We start from the raw sequence: 14596 nt of genomic DNA on the forward strand, positions 1-14596 counted from the left end.
ATCGGGCGATCCGGCGGCAAACCCGGGATCGGCGCACGAGAACGGCCGCGCGGGTGCTGATTCCCACGCGGCCGTCCGTATCGACCGTCGGTTACGACGCGATCGCGGTCAGGTAGTCGCGCGGCTGACCGAACAACTGCGCGGTGCCGTGAGCGCGCTTGAAATAGAGCTGCGCGTCGTGCTCCCACGTGATGGCGATGCCGCCGTGCAACTGGATCGCCTCGGCCGCGACCTGCTCGAACGCCTCCGAGCAGTAGATCTTCGCGGCGTAGGCATCCTGCGGATCCTGCGACAGCGCCGCCGCGTACGACATCGACCGGGCGGTTTCGACGAGTGCGTACATGTCGGCCATGCGGTGCTTGAGCGCCTGGAACGAGCCGATGACGCGACCGAACTGTTTGCGGTTCTTCGTGTAGTCGACGGTGAGATCCAGTGCGGCCTGCGCGGCCCCGACCTGCTCGGCGGACAGTGCGACGAGCGCGACGGTCTTCAGCCGCTCGACCAGATCGGCCGGGGACGACAGACGCCGCCCGGCCACCGCGGTGAACGACACCTCCGCCAGCGACCGCGTCGGATCCATCGTCGGGACCCGGCGGCGGTCGACCCCGCCGGCTGCCGGATCCACCTCGAACAGCGACACTCCGGCATCGTCGGTGGCGAGCACGAGCAGGGTCGTCGCGACGTCACCGCCCAGCACGTAGTGGGCGGTGCCGGTGAGCGAATCGCCGGATGCCGTCACACCGGTTGCGGTCCAGCCGGATTCGGACGCCCAGCACACCGCGGCGACCTCGCCGGCCGCGATGCCCGGCAACAGCCGGGCGCACGCGTCGTGGTCACCCGACAGCAGCAGCGTCTGCGCGGCGAGCACGGCGGAACCGAGCATCGGCGACGGTGTCAGGGTGCGACCGAGTTCTTCGAGCACGACGTGGGTTTCGGCGAGCGACGCGCCGACCCCGTCGAATTCCTCGGGAATCGCCAGTGCCGCAACCCCGATCTGTTCGACGAGCCGGCCCCACAGGGCGGGGTCGAAGCCGTCCGCTGACGCGATGGCCTTGCGCACGGCGGCGGAATCGGAGTGCTTCGCCAGCAGATCCCGCACCGACTGCCGCAGGGCGGCACGATCCTCGGTTTCGAACGTCACGACGCCTCCAATGCTGCGACGACCCGCGCCCGGTGCACATCCGGTGTGCCCCAAGCGGTGACCAGCGCCCGGGTCTTGGTCAGCCACAGCGACAGGTCGTGTTCCTGCGTGTAGCCGATCGCGCCGTGGACCTGTAGTGCCGTGCGAGCCGCCCGGTACGCGGCGTCACCGCAGGCGACCTTGGCGGCTGAGACGTCGCGCGAGGCCGTCGGCAGCCCGTCCCGCACGGCGAGGGCTGCACCCAGCAACAGCGGGCGGGCCATCTCCAGGGCGACGGCAACCTCGGCGAGTTGGTGTTTGATCGCCTGGAAGGAACCGATCACGCGCCCGAACTGCTTGCGCTGCTGCGTGTATTCGGTGCTGGTGTCGAGCAGGGTCCGGCCCAGTCCGAGCAACTGCGCCGCGGTTGCGAGCGCACCCAGATCGAATGCGCCGGTGAAGTCCGCGGTGCCGAGTGCGTCCGCCGCGGTCACCGCGAACAGCCGTCGGGCCGGATCGACCGATCCGTGCACGTCTCCGGCGACACCGGTGGACACGGTCGAATCCTGCACGAGCAGAACCAGATCTGCGGCATCCGCGTCGACCGCATACGGCACGTGCGGAGCCGCTGCGACCGTCGCGAGGGAACCGGACGCCAGTGCGGCGAGCCGGCCGGGGGCGACCGCGGCAAGCAGTGCCGGTGCGACGGCGACAGTTTCGACGACGGGCCCGGGCACGGCGTGGCGGCCCAGCTGCTCGACGGCGACGACCAGATCGATCGCGTCGGCGCCGAGACCGTCGTGCTCCTCGGGGACGAGCAGCCCGTTGACGCCCGTCTCGGCCAGGCGCTGCCACACCTTCAGGCCGGGGGCGGTGTCGCCGGTGTTCCAGGCGCGGATCACCGCCGGCATGTCCGACTTGGTGAGCAGCGCGTCGATGCTCGCGGCGAAGTCCTCGTGGGACTCGTCGAGTGCGAATCTCATCGGTCGCCCTTCGGTAGGCCGAGCAGCCGCTCGGCAATGACGTTCTTCTGGATCTCGTTGGTACCCGCGTAGATCGGACCGGACAGCGAGAAGAGGTAGCCGTCGGTCCAGGAGTCGACGAGCTCGGCCTCCGGGCCCTGCAGTTCGAGGGCGGTCTCATGGGCGGCGATGTCCCATTCGGACCAGAACACCTTGTTGATCGACGATTCGGCGCCGAGCTGACCGCCGGCCTCGAGGCGAGTGACGGTGCCCCACGTGGACAGCTCGTAGGCCCGCGCACCGATCCACGCGTCCGCCACCCGGTTCCGCAGCGCAGCGTCGCCGTGCAGCGGGGAGGTGCGGTAGAGCTGCAGCAGCCGGTCCGCGGTCGCGAGGAAGCGGCCGGGGGAGCGCAGCGACAGGCCCCGTTCGTTCGACGCGGTGCTCATGGCGACGCGCCAGCCCTCGTTGACACCGCCGATGACACCGGACTCGCCCGGGTTCGCCGGGTCGTCGGGCACGAACACGTCCTCGAGGAAGATCTCCGCGAAGCCCGGCTCGCCGTCGAGCTGGTCGATGGGGCGGACGGTGACGCCGGGGGAGCGCAGGTCGAACATGAAGTACGTGATGCCCTTGTGGCGCTGCGCATCCGGATCGGAGCGGAACAGGCCGAAACCCCAGTCCGCGAAGCTCGCCCGCGAGCTCCACGTCTTCTGGCCGTTGAGCAGCCAGCCGCCGTCGGTGCGGGTCGCGGTGGACCGCAGCGACGCCAGGTCGCTACCGGATTCGGGTTCGGACCAGGCCTGGGCCCAGATGTCGTCGGCGCGCGCCATCCGCGGCATGATGCGCGCGAGCTGGTCGGCGTTGGCGTGCTCGAACAGGGTGGGGGCGAGCAGGAAGATGCCGTTCTGGCTGACCCGTCCGGGCGCGCCGGCGCGGTAGTACTCCTCCTCGAAGATCACCCACTGCTGCAGCGTTGCGTCCCGGCCGCCGAGTTCGGCGGGCCAGGACACGACGGACAGGCGGGCGTCGGCGAGGGTGCGTTCCCACCGCCGGTGCTCCTCGAAGCCGTCCTTCGTGTCCATCGACTTCAGGGGTGTGGACGGCACGTTCTCGGCGAGGAACGCCCGCACCTCGTCGCGGAATGCGACAGTGGCGTCGTCGAACTCGAGATCCATCACTTGCCTTCCTGGACGGGCCGGGCGCTGGCCGCCATCGACTTGGCGTTCATGCCGCCGAGTGAATCGGTCCCGACCTCGGCGTTGTGGGCGTGCGCGAAGTGGTGCAGGCCGAACACCGAGTCCATGCCGTTGCGCATGCCCATCTGGTCCTCGCACTGGTTGACGGCACGCTTGGTCAGGGCCAGACCGAAGCGCGGCATCTCCGTGATCCGCGCTGCGAGCGAGAGGGTTTCGTCCTCGAGTTGCTCGCGCGGCACGACCCGGTTGACCATGCCGACCTCGTACGCGCGCTGGGCGGTGAAGCGGTCGCCGGTGTAGAGGATCTCCTTGGCGAAGCGGGTGCCGAGCACCCACGGATGCGCGAAATACTCGACCCCCGGAATGCCCATGCGCACCACGGGATCGGAGAAGAATGCGTCCTCGGACGCGACGATCAGGTCGCACACCCATGCGAGCATGAGGCCACCGGCGATGCACGCGCCCTGCACCGACGCGATGGTGGGCTTGGGGATCTCCCGCCAGCGGCGGCACATGCCGAGGTAGACCTCCATCTCGCGGGCGTATCGCTGGTCGCCGCCCGGCTTGTCGATGTGGTCCCACCACATGACGGCCTTGTTGTCGTAGTGCACGTGGTGGTCGCGACCCGGGGTGCCCAGATCGTGGCCGGCCGAGAAGTGCTTGCCGTTGCCGGCCAGGACGATCACCTTGACCTCGTCGTCCTCGACGGCGCGCTCGAATGCGGCGTCGAGCGCGTAGGTCATCACCGAGTTCTGCGCGTTGCGGTAGTCCGGACGGTTGAGGGTGACGATCGCGACCCCGTCACGCACCTCGTAGGTGACGACATCGGGCTCGAACGGGACGGTCATGATTTCTCCTCACGCAGAACGTTTTTCAGAACCTTGCCGGATGGGTTGCGGGGCAGGTGGTCGACGAATCGCACCGATCGGGGGACCTTGAAGCCCGCGAGTCGTTCCTTGCAGAACGCGGTCACCGCGTCTTCGGTGAGATCGGCTCCGGACAGTGTCGCGACGAAGGCGCGCCCGACCTCGCCGGCGCGCTCGTCGGGGACGCCGATCACGGCGACCTCGTGCACGCCGGGCAGACGCAGCAACGCCGCCTCGATCTCGGCCGGGTACACGTTGAACCCGTTGCTGATGTACATGTCCTTGAGGCGGTCGGTGATGTCGAGATAGCCGCGCTCGTCGAGAGTTCCGACGTCACCGGTGTGGAGCCAGCCGTCGGCGTCGATGGTCTTGGCGGTCGCTTCCGGATCGTCCAGGTAGCCGAGCATCACATTGGGTCCGCGCAGCAGGATCTCGCCCTTGTCGCCGATGCGGACCTCGAACTCGGCGGTGGCGCGGCCGGAGGAGGTGGACACGGTGACCGGGTCGTCGTCGGTGCGGCACATGGTCGCGACGACCGCTTCGGTCTGGCCGTAGGCGGTGAGTACCGCGTCGAAGGCCAGTTCGGTCTGCATGCGTTCGACGAGCGCGACGGGCACCGGTGCGGCACCGGTGACGGCGACGCGCAGGTTCGACAGGTCGAATTCGTCGCGGCGCGGGTGATCGAGGATGCTCTGGTAGATCGTCGGCGCTCCCGGAAGCACGCTGATCTGCTCCGCGGACACCATCGCCATGACCTTCTCGACATCGAACACGGCCATCGGCACCACGGTGGTGCCGGAGAGCAGGGCGGCGAGGATGCCGGCCTTGTATCCGAAGGTGTGGAAGAACGGGTTGATGATGAGGTAGTTGTCCTCGGCCGTCAGCTCCGCGCAGTCGGCCCACGCCTGGGCGACGCCGATCGCCTGGCGGTGTGCGCTGAGCACGCCCTTGCTGCGGCCGGTCGTACCGGAGGTGAACAGGATGTCGGAGACGTCGTCGGCGTCGACCGCGGCGGCGCGCGCATCGGCGTCGGTGCGGGTCGCATCGGTCGCGTGGGCCAGGAAGTCGTCCCAGTCCTGCACGCCCTCGACGGGAGTGTCGGTTCCGCCGAACGGGACCCGCACGACGAGCGGTACGTGCAGCTCGGGGGCGGCGTCGCGCAGCTGGGCGTAGCGGTCCGTGCCGAGGAACTCGCCGACGACGACGAGCGCAGCGGCGTGCACCCGGTCGACGATGTCGGCGGCTTCGGCGCCGGTATAGCGCGTGTTGATGGGGACGACGACGCCACCGGCCCAGTGCACACCGAGGGCTGCGACGACCCAGTGATGCGTGTTCGGCGACCACAGGGCGACGCGGGCGCCCGGTTCGACGCCGCTTGCGGCGAGTGCGGCGGCGAAGTCCCGGACCTGATCGCGCAGCTGTGCGAAGGTCAGACGAATATCGCCGTCGGCGATGGCGAGCCGGTCGGCGTGGTCGCCGGCGGCGCGGTCCAGGGCGGCCGGCGTGGTTCTCGGATGTGCGGTCACAGAGCTCCCTACCTAGCAATTGCTTGGTAGGTTATCGTACAGACGTGGATCAGAGCGAGAGTCTCGAGAACGCAGAGTTTGCGGCCACCGTCCGCCAGTGGCTCGAAGAAAACCTGACCGGTGAATTCGCCGAGCTCAGGGGTAAGGGCGGGCCCGGAAGCGAGCACGAGTTCTTCGAACGACGGCTGGCCTGGGACCGGCATCTGGCTGCCGCCGGATGGACGTGTATCGGATGGCCGGCCGAGTACGGGGGACGCGGCGCCACCCTCGAACAACAGGTGATCTTCCATCAGGAGTACGCCAGGGCGAACGCGCCCGCGCGGGTCAACCACCTCGGTGAGGAACTGCTCGGTCCGACCCTCATCGCGTTCGGAACCGACGAGCAGAAGCAGCGCTTCCTGCCCGGAATCCGCAACGTCACCGAACTGTGGGCCCAGGGCTACTCGGAACCGGGTGCCGGATCCGACCTTGCCAACGTCTCGACCACCGCGCGGCTCGACGGCGACAGGTGGGTGATCAGCGGGCAGAAGGTGTGGACCTCGCTGGCGCACGTCGCGCAGTGGGCGTTCGTGGTGTGCCGCACCGAGCCCGGCTCGACCCGGCACCAGGGCCTGAGTTTCCTGCTCGTGCCGCTCGACCAGCCCGGCGTCACCGTCCGGCCCATCCAGCAGCTCACCGGCACCTCCGAGTTCAACGAGGTGTTCTTCGACGACGCCGTCACCGAGGCGGACCTCGTCGTCGGGGCGCCCGGGGACGGCTGGAAGGTCGCGATGGCGCTGCTCACCTTCGAGCGCGGCGTTTCCACGCTCGGCCAGCAGATCGGATTCGCCCGCGAACTCGACGGCATCGTCGCGCTCGCCGAGGCCGCCGGCGCCACCGACGATCCGCACATCCGCGAACGCATCGCCCGCGCCCGGATCGGCCTGCGGGTCATGCGCGCCCACGCGGTGCGCGCCCTCGCCGACGCCGACCCCGGCCAGGCATCCGTGCAGAAGTTGTTGTGGGCCAACTGGCATCGCGATCTCGGCAAGCTGGCCATGGACGTGCAGGGCGCGGCCTCCCTGATCGGACCCGACCACGACCACGCCGGCACTCCGTCCGTGATCACCGACCCCGAACACCTCGAACTCGCCGAGTGGCAGCGGCTGTTCCTGTTCACCCGCGCCGACACCATCTACGGCGGATCCAACGAAATTCAGCGCAACATCATCGCCGAGCGGGTGCTCGGCCTTCCTCGAGAGGCACGCGCGTGACCACTTCACCCCTGGCGGAAGTTCCCGTCGAAACCCCCGGCCACGGACTGCTCGCCGGCAAGAAGGTCGTCGTCACCGCTGCGGCCGGCACCGGCATCGGCTTCGCGACCGCGCGGCGCGCATTGCTCGAGGGCGGCGACGTGCTCGTCTCCGACTTCCACGAACGCCGCCTGGCCGAGACCGTCGAGAAGCTGGCCGCCGAGTTCCCGGAGCAGCAGGTCACCTCGATCGTGTGCGACGTCTCGTCCACCGAGCAGGTCGACGCCCTGATCACCGGTGCCGCCGAGCAACTCGGCCGCATCGACGTCCTGGTCAACAACGCCGGCCTCGGCGGCGAGACCCCCGTCGTGGACATGACCGACGACCAGTGGGACCGCGTCCTCGACATCACCCTGACCAGCACGTTCCGCGCGACCCGTGCCGCGCTGCGCTACTTCCGCAGCGTCGACCACGGCGGGGTGCTCGTCAACAACGCGTCGGTGCTCGGCTGGCGCGCCCAGCACTCGCAGGCGCACTACGCCGCCGCCAAGGCCGGCGTCATGGCGCTGACCCGCTGCTCCGCGATCGAAGCCGCCGAATACGGGGTGCGGATCAACGCGGTTGCCCCCTCCATCGCGCGGCACGCGTTCCTCGCGAAGGTCACCAGCGAGGAACTGCTCGACCGCCTCGCCGCCGGGGAGGCCTTCGGACGGGCCGCGGATGTGTGGGAGATCGCTGCGACCATCGCGATGCTCGCCAGCGACTACACCACGTACCTCACCGGCGAGGTCGTCTCGATCTCCTCGCAGAGGGCGTGATCGTCCGCTGCGTCCTTCGGGCTCCCCGGCGGCCCAAAGGGCGCACCGGGCCGCTTGAAAGGATGGTTCCATGACTCCACCCCGTGACGACGCCGGTAAATCCGGACGCCGCACCGAACTGCTCGCCATCGCCGCCGACCTGTTCGCCTCCCGCGGCGTGCGGGCGACCACCGTGCGGGACATCGCCGACGCGGCGGGCATCCTGTCCGGCAGCCTGTATCACCACTTCGACTCGAAGGAGTCGATGGTCGACGAGATCCTCCGGGGATTTCTCGACGACCTGTTCGGCCGCTACCGCAAGATCGTCGCCTCCGGGCTCGACTCCCGCGCGACCCTCGAAGGGCTCATCACCGCGTCCTACGAATCGATCGACAAATCGCACGCGGCGGTCGCGATCTACCAGGACGAGGCCAAGCACCTCGTCGGCAACGAACGCTTCGCATACATCTCCGAGCTCAACACCGAATTCCGCGACCTGTGGGTCGGTGTGATCGAACGCGGTGTCGCCGACGGCAGCTTCCGGCCCGACGTCGACGTCGAACTGGTCTTCCGGTTCCTGCGCGACACCGTGTGGGTCGCGGTGCGCTGGTACCGGCCCGGCGGGGCCCTCACCGCCGACCACGTGGCACAGCAGTACCTCAGCATCGTCCTCGACGGCCTGTCGGGACCCGAATCCTCATAGGAGCAAACATGACCGAGGCATACATCGTCGACGCGGTGCGGACCCCGATCGGCAAGAAGAAGGGCGGCCTCGCCGGCGTGCATCCCGCCGACCTGGGCGCCCACGTGATCAAGGCGGTCGTCGAACGCACCGGCATCGACCCCGCCGATGTCGACGACGTCGTGTTCGGTTGCGTCGACGCGATCGGCGGGCAGGCGGGCAACATCGCCCGCACCGCGTGGCTCGCCGCGGGCTACCCGCAGCACGTTCCGGGCGTCACCGTCGACCGCCAGTGCGGGTCGAGCCAGCAGGCCATCCACTTCGGCGCCCAGGCCATCCTGAGCAACACCGCGGATCTCATCATCGCCGGTGGCGTGCAGAACATGTCGCAGATCCCGATCTCGTCGGCGATGATCGCCGGGCAGCAGTACGGCTTCGACACCCCGTTCGGCGGCTCGAAGGGCTGGACCGAGCGCTACGGCAGCGACGAGGTTTCCCAGTTCAAGGGCGCCGAGATGATCGCCGAGAAGTGGGACGTCAGCCGCGAGGAACTCGAGCGGTGGGCGCTGCAGAGCCACGAACGCGCGAAGGCCGCGATCGCCGCGGGTCGTTTCGAGAACGAGATCGTGCCGTTCGGTGACGTGACCGTCGACGAGGGCCCGCGCGACACGAGCCTCGAGAAGATGGCCGGGCTGCAACCCCTCGTCGACGGGGGGCGCCTGACCGCGGCGGTCGCGAGTCAGATCTCCGACGGCGCGTCCGCGGTGCTGCTCGCGTCGGACGAGGCCGTGAAGAAGTACAACCTCGAGCCCCGCGCCCGCATCCACCATCTCAGCGCCCGCGGCGACGACCCGATCTTCATGCTCACCGCCCCGATTCCGGCGACGCAGTACGCCCTGGAGAAGGCCGGTTTGACGATCGACGACATCGACCTCATCGAGATCAACGAGGCGTTCGCGCCCGTCGTGCTCGCGTGGATCAAGGAGATCGGCGCCGACCCCGCGAAGGTCAACGTCAACGGCGGCGCCATCGCTCTCGGCCATCCCCTCGGGGCGACCGGCACCAAGCTGATGGCGACGCTGCTCAACGAACTCGAGCGCACCGGCGGCCGCTACGGCCTGCTCACCATCTGCGAGGGCGGCGGCACCGCCAACGTCACGATCATCGAGCGCGTCGAGGGCTGACACAGGACCTACGGTGTCCGTCCTGTCCGGCGGGGTTGGGTAGGACGGACACCGTGATCGTTCTAACGGAGTGTCGGATCGGTGACGCGGTCGCTGCTGCCGGCGGTCCGGAACATCATGTCGATTGCGTCGGCCACCGGATCGGCGGGCAGCACGTGGACGATGTTCTGGTAGATGATGCCGCCGTCGGGGCACCACACCAGTACCCGGCGGGGGCCGGGTGCGACGTTGTGCGCGAGCATCGTTCCCGACGGTTCCAACGGCAGGCTCTGGGTGTTCCCGTCCGCATCGGGGTCGACCCGGCAGCTTTCCGGGTGCACCGGCACACCGTGCACGGTCACCTTCACCCGGGCACGCCCCGGGACGACCTCTGCGGTCGCCGCGGCACCGGCGATACCGGGAGTGGTCAGGATGATCGCCGCGGTGGACAACACGGCTGCGGCTGCGCTCACGTATCGGACTCTCATTCGGCTCCTTCCGTAGGGATTGTTCGACCATACGATGGGATTGCGTCATACGTCCGTATCTTGCGAGGTGCTGTCGGCCCGGCCGCTCGCGACTACTCTCGGACACATGTGCCGGAACATCACCGAGCTGCGCGGACTCGAACCCGCCGCGACCGCGGAGGAGATCGAAGCTGCCGCGCGGCAATACGTCCGTAAGGTCAGCGGCATTCAGAAGCTGTCCGACGCCACCCGCGAACCGTTCGAGCAGGCCGTCGCGGAGGTCACGGCTACCACCGCCCGGCTGCTGGCCGCCTTGCCGGAGCGGCGGCAACCCCCGGCGACGATCCCGCCGCTGCGGCGGCCCGAGGTGCAGGCGCGCATCGCGGCGCGCGGCTGAATCGCCGCGCGGTCAGCGGGCGCGCGACGACACCGTGGGGCACAGGCCCTGCGGCATCAGGGTGAGCCGTTCGGCGATCCGAAGCCGGTAGCGCGGATCCAGGTCGAAGTCGAAGCGGCGCAACAGACTTCCCAGAACCAGGGTAGCCTCGTGCAGGGCGAATTGGCGTCCGATGCAGGCGCGTTCGCCGGTTCCGAACGGCTTGTACACGTGCCCCGGGCGAGCCCGGACCCGTTCGGGAAGGAAGTGATCCGGATCGAACGTCTCGGCGTCCGGACCCCACACCTCGGGGTCGCGGTGCACCGCCGGGAGCAGCACGAGCACCCAGTCACCCTTCCTCAGCCGGTACCGTCCGCCGAGCGTCGTGTCCGCACGCGCTTCGCGGGCGTAGGCGGGCGCGGTCGGCCACAGCCGCAGCGCTTCGTCGAGCACGCGCCGCACGTACCGCAGCTTCGCGACCTGCTCGAACGCCGGGGTGTCCTCACCCCACACCGCGTCGACCTCGGCTCGTGCGCGGGCGAACACCTCCGGATTGCGCATCAGATAGTAGAGCGCGAAGGACAATGCGCCCGAGGTTGTTTCGTGCCCCGCGACCAGGAAGGTGAGTACCTGGTTGCGGATGTTCTCGTCGTCGATCCGGTTCGGGTCGTTCTCCCGCGCCGCCCGCAGCATGAGCTCGAGCAGATCGTCGTGCCCGGTCGCGCCCGCGGCCTGCCGGCTGCGCACCACCTCGTCGACGACCCGGTGCAGGTAGGCGCGGTCCAGGTCGTACTGCCGTTTCGCCTCGGGGAACAGGTGCCGCCCGACGACCGGCAGCCGCCGCAGGGCGCTGCGCTGCGAGAACGCCAGCCCGCCGACCATCGCCTCGACGAACGGATGCGGACGCTCGCGTTCGAACGGCGAGAACGAATAGCTGAACCCGGTGCGGCCGATCGTCTCGAGGGTCAGCTTGGTCATGTCGGCCGCCACGTCCACCCGACCGTCGGCGACGGCACGCCGGTCCCAGTGATCGAGCAGGTCGGCCGTCACATCCAGCATCGTCGCGTGGTACGAGCGCATTGCGGATTGAGCGAAGGCGGGGGTGAGCAGTTCGTGCGCGCGGCGCCAGTTCGGTTCGTCGTTGAACGCGGTGAACAGTCCGTCTCCGCCGAGGCTGCGCAACGCTTCGACTCCGGGTGCGAGGTGTTTGGCGAAGCGACGGTCGTCGGACAGTTCGGCGGTGAGTTCGCCGGAACACACGAACACGAACCGCAACCGGAACGGGCGGCGTTCGAAAACGGGGCCGAGCCGGCGATGCATCTCCATCGAATTCTGGACCGGAGCGCTCAGGGACATGCCCAGCACGTCGCCGAGCACGGGCACCCGCCACGGCGGATGCGGGATCTCGGTGTCGAACACGTGCGAGGTGGCAACGGCCATCTGTTCGTCCCCCGGACAGTCGAACTCTTATTGAACCGACGTACAGTAGCCACGGTACGCCCGGAAACGTGCCTGTCAAGACGTAGATTTGGCGGCATGGCACAACCGCGGCGACGTCTGAGCCCCGACCAGCGGCGCACCGAGCTGCTCGACATCGGTGCCCGGCTGTTCTCGCAACACGCCTACGAGGACGTGCGCATCGAGGAGGTCGCGGAGCTCGCCGGCGTCTCCCGGGGGCTGATGTACCACTACTTTCCGACCAAGCGCGAGTTCATGGCGGCGGTCGTGCAACGCGAGTCCGACCGGTTGCTCGCCGTCACCGAACCGGATCCGGCGCTCTCGGTGCACGAGCGGATCGCGGCGGGGCTGGACGCCTACCTGGAGTACATCGAGTCGCATGCGCAGGGTGTGCTGGCGATCAACCGCGGTGCCGTCTCGGCCGACGCGAGCATCCGCGGCATCGTCGACGCGGAACTCGACGTGCAGCAGCAGCGCATCGTCGAGGCTCTCGCCCCGCCGGCAGCCGAGCGCGAGCTCGTCGAACTCGCGGTGCGCGGGTGGATCTCGTTCGTCCGCACCGTGTGCATCGACTGGCTGGACCGTCCCACCATCACCACCGCGCAACTGCGTGGGCTGTGCCTGGACGCGCTCGCCGGGATGCTCACCACGCGAACGAACTGAGCATCCCGGCCGGGTCGGCCGACGATCGCGGGTCAGCGCACGATCTGGACGGATGCGAAGCTCGGTGCCGACGGGTCGAGTCGGATGTGCTGCGGCTTCAGGCCGCTGTCGTGGAGCATCGGGCCCAGCGGCAGCGACCGCGGCAGGCTCGACGCGTACACGTTGATCCGGAGGCGGTGACCGGGTTGCAGGATCGCGTCGGTGAGCACCGTGGAGATGTCGAGCTGGGTGGGCACGCCGGGCTGGACGAGTTGCCGCGTGTCGAGCGTCAGATACGGGACCGCGCGAGCGTAGTCGCCGGCCGGGGTGAAGGTGCTGCGGGAGTCGTCGATTCCGCGCAGCGACGCGACGAGCGCGCCGGAGGTCAGCACGGTCGAACGGCCGTCGGGCGCCACGTCGTTGACCGTCACCGACCAGAAGCCGTCGGGGGCGTCGAGCACGGTGTTCAGGTGCACGTTGATCGCGCCGGAGATCTGGGTCGGTTCGGTGACCGGCGCGCCGGTGAAGGTCAGGCCTTCGGCCTCGTTGAACCGGGCATCCTTGGTGCAGTTCGAACCGAGCAGCACCGTGAATCCGGCTGTCCCGACCGCTGATTCGCGCGAGCAGAACCCGCGTAGGCCCGGCGCGACCGTCAGATCCCGGGTGTCGGTGGGAGCTTCGGACGTGAGCGATCCGTCGTAGGCGGCGTGACCGGCGGTGCCGCTCGGCGCACCGGACAGATGGAACTTCTCGAATTCGGCGCCGGCGCGCGGGAACTGGCCGGTGGTGGTCCATCCGCCGCCCTGCTGGAACAGCGTGACGGGCCCGTAGTTCTCGATGCCGTTGTCGATGCCCTTGAGCCAATGGTCGAACCAGGCGCGCTGGAGTGTGCCGAGCTTCGGCGGGTAGCCGGGCTTGCCGAAGTCGGTGCCCGCCACGATGTGGTAGCCGTCGCCCATGACGAGCTGCTTCTCGCCCGGTGCGACCGGGATGCGGTTGTAGATATCCGGTTCGCTGTTGGCGAAGATGTCGTGCCAGCCGCCGAAGACGAAGGTGGGCACCTCGATCGACTCGAGATTCGCGGTGCGCTCCTGGTAGAACGGTCCGTCCTGCGCGACCTCGAGGGCGCCGGGGGAGACCCCCTCGACCGTGGCGGCGGTGACCGCCTCGAGGAGCTCGGGGAGCTTGGTGGCGGGGTCGGCGAGGCGGTCGCGCAGCCATTGTGCGTCGAAGTTGCCCTGCACCAGTGCCTGCATGTCCGGGATCCACTTGAGCCCGTTGACGAGGGTGAGCCACATCGGCATGAATCCGATACCGAGCGCGCCGCCGGTGCCGACGATGTCCCGCATCAGGTCGTTGCCGGGTTCCATCGCGAACACCGCGTCGAGCGCTGCCGGTCGCAGACCCGCGCCCTGCAGCTGGTTGATCGCCGAATAGGACACGCCACTGGTACCGACGCTGCCGTTCGACCACGGCTGCTTCGACACCCAGTCGATCACCTCGACGGTGTCCTGCTGTTCGCGCGGGCCGAGGACCTGCCATTCGCCCTGCGAGAAGCCGGTGCCGCGGACGTCGACGATGACCTGTGTGTAGCCGTTCTGGACGAGATCGCGGTTGAGGCCGAAAACCTGCACGAGTCCGCCGCCGGTCGTCTTCGCGAGCTCGGTGACTCCGTCGAACGGGGCCGCGAAGTTCAGTGTGTCGCCGAGTCCCTCGGCCAGGGGCGCGAGGGTCGGATCATCGGCGACGATCGTCCCCAGGGTCGAGAGCAGCTTCGTGTAGGGCGTGAGGTTGAGGACGACGGGTGTCGGATCGGCGATCGGTGCTCCGTGCGCATCCGCCGGACGGAAGACGTTGGCGCGCAGAACGGTGCCGTCGCTCATCGTGATGGGGACGTCCCATTCGACGGCGGTGTTCGGGTACGCGTCGGGTGCGTCGACCGCTGCCTGCCAGGCGGCCGCATCGGCACCACCGGACGGATCGGCGCCGGCGATCGGTGCGGCGGTGATCGCGGCGGCGGCGGTGGAGGCGACGGCCAGCGCCGCGATCACCCCGCGCAGGAATCGTCTCTTCACCCGGAATCCCCCTGTCGACGGTCAAACCCCC

The 14596-nt window shown here is 69.0% G+C and carries 14 protein-coding genes; 6 read left to right on the forward strand and 8 right to left on the reverse strand.

The window, feature by feature from the left end; all coding sequences use genetic code 11:
- Positions 1-91 precede the first annotated feature (91 nt).
- From RZ1_RS04150 to RZ1_RS04170, 5 genes are read right to left on the reverse strand one after another with little or no spacing between them, the layout of a single operon-like run.
- Positions 92-1141, reverse strand: coding sequence for an acyl-CoA dehydrogenase family protein (locus RZ1_RS04150; RefSeq protein ID WP_072809501.1), 1050 nt, complete (start codon positions 1139-1141; stop codon positions 92-94).
- Entirely contained in the window at positions 1138-2103 is a 966-nt protein-coding gene (locus RZ1_RS04155) for an acyl-CoA dehydrogenase family protein (RefSeq protein ID WP_072809503.1), read from the reverse strand. Before RZ1_RS04155 ends, RZ1_RS04150 begins: the two co-directional genes overlap by 4 nt.
- Positions 2100-3260, reverse strand: a complete 1161-nt coding sequence (locus RZ1_RS04160) for an acyl-CoA dehydrogenase family protein (protein ID WP_072809745.1) — start codon at positions 3258-3260, stop codon at positions 2100-2102. The genes RZ1_RS04155 and RZ1_RS04160 overlap by 4 nt, the downstream gene beginning before the upstream one ends.
- Positions 3260-4129: an enoyl-CoA hydratase gene (locus RZ1_RS04165; protein ID WP_072809505.1), complete on the reverse strand. Its 870-nt coding sequence runs from the start codon at positions 4127-4129 to the stop codon at positions 3260-3262. Before RZ1_RS04165 ends, RZ1_RS04160 begins: the two co-directional genes overlap by 1 nt.
- Positions 4126-5673, reverse strand: a complete 1548-nt coding sequence (locus RZ1_RS04170; protein WP_072809507.1) for a FadD3 family acyl-CoA ligase — start codon at positions 5671-5673, stop codon at positions 4126-4128. Before RZ1_RS04170 ends, RZ1_RS04165 begins: the two co-directional genes overlap by 4 nt.
- Positions 5674-5717: 44 nt before the next feature.
- Here RZ1_RS04170 and RZ1_RS04175 point away from each other — a divergent pair, with 44 nt between their 5' ends.
- The 4 genes from RZ1_RS04175 (at position 5718) to RZ1_RS04190 (ending at position 9568) form a co-directional block, all read left to right on the forward strand.
- Positions 5718-6926 carry an acyl-CoA dehydrogenase family protein gene (locus tag RZ1_RS04175; RefSeq protein WP_072809509.1) on the forward strand — a complete coding sequence of 403 codons (1209 nt, stop codon included), beginning with the start codon at positions 5718-5720 and terminating at the stop codon, positions 6924-6926.
- Positions 6923-7723 (forward strand): SDR family oxidoreductase, encoded by an 801-nt coding sequence (locus RZ1_RS04180; protein WP_072809511.1) that lies wholly within the window; start codon positions 6923-6925, stop codon positions 7721-7723. The genes RZ1_RS04175 and RZ1_RS04180 overlap by 4 nt, the downstream gene beginning before the upstream one ends.
- Positions 7724-7793: 70 nt before the next feature.
- Positions 7794-8405, forward strand: a complete 612-nt coding sequence (locus RZ1_RS04185; RefSeq protein WP_072809513.1) for a TetR/AcrR family transcriptional regulator — start codon at positions 7794-7796, stop codon at positions 8403-8405.
- 8 nt (positions 8406-8413) lie between these two features.
- Positions 8414-9568: an acetyl-CoA C-acetyltransferase gene (locus RZ1_RS04190; RefSeq protein WP_072809515.1), complete on the forward strand. Its 1155-nt coding sequence runs from the start codon at positions 8414-8416 to the stop codon at positions 9566-9568.
- A 62-nt stretch (positions 9569-9630) separates the two neighbouring features.
- On the opposite strand, the gene RZ1_RS04195 is transcribed toward RZ1_RS04190, so the two are convergent.
- Complete coding sequence (locus RZ1_RS04195) at positions 9631-10020, reverse strand: hypothetical protein (RefSeq protein ID WP_238071709.1); 390 nt, start codon at positions 10018-10020, stop codon at positions 9631-9633.
- A gap of 121 nt (positions 10021-10141) precedes the next feature.
- Between RZ1_RS04195 and RZ1_RS04200 the strand changes: the two genes are divergently transcribed.
- On the forward strand, positions 10142-10411 hold the full coding sequence (locus tag RZ1_RS04200) for a DUF2277 domain-containing protein (protein ID WP_072809747.1): 270 nt from the start codon (positions 10142-10144) through the stop codon (positions 10409-10411).
- Between the two features lie 12 nt (positions 10412-10423).
- Here the strand turns inward: RZ1_RS04200 and RZ1_RS04205 are convergent, their stop codons facing one another.
- Complete coding sequence (locus tag RZ1_RS04205; RefSeq protein WP_072809519.1) at positions 10424-11830, reverse strand: cytochrome P450; 1407 nt, start codon at positions 11828-11830, stop codon at positions 10424-10426.
- Positions 11831-11926: 96 nt separating this feature from the next.
- Here RZ1_RS04205 and RZ1_RS04210 point away from each other — a divergent pair, with 96 nt between their 5' ends.
- Complete coding sequence (locus tag RZ1_RS04210) at positions 11927-12511, forward strand: TetR/AcrR family transcriptional regulator (protein ID WP_072809521.1); 585 nt, start codon at positions 11927-11929, stop codon at positions 12509-12511.
- Positions 12512-12543: 32 nt separating this feature from the next.
- Here the strand turns inward: RZ1_RS04210 and RZ1_RS04215 are convergent, their stop codons facing one another.
- On the reverse strand, positions 12544-14565 hold the full coding sequence (locus RZ1_RS04215) for a CocE/NonD family hydrolase (protein WP_072809523.1): 2022 nt from the start codon (positions 14563-14565) through the stop codon (positions 12544-12546).
- Positions 14566-14596: the final 31 nt, after the last annotated feature.

Origin of the sequence: Rhodococcus zopfii NBRC 100606 = JCM 9919, from assembly GCF_001895025.1 — a bacterium.
Taxonomy (GTDB): domain Bacteria; phylum Actinomycetota; class Actinomycetes; order Mycobacteriales; family Mycobacteriaceae; genus Rhodococcus; species Rhodococcus zopfii.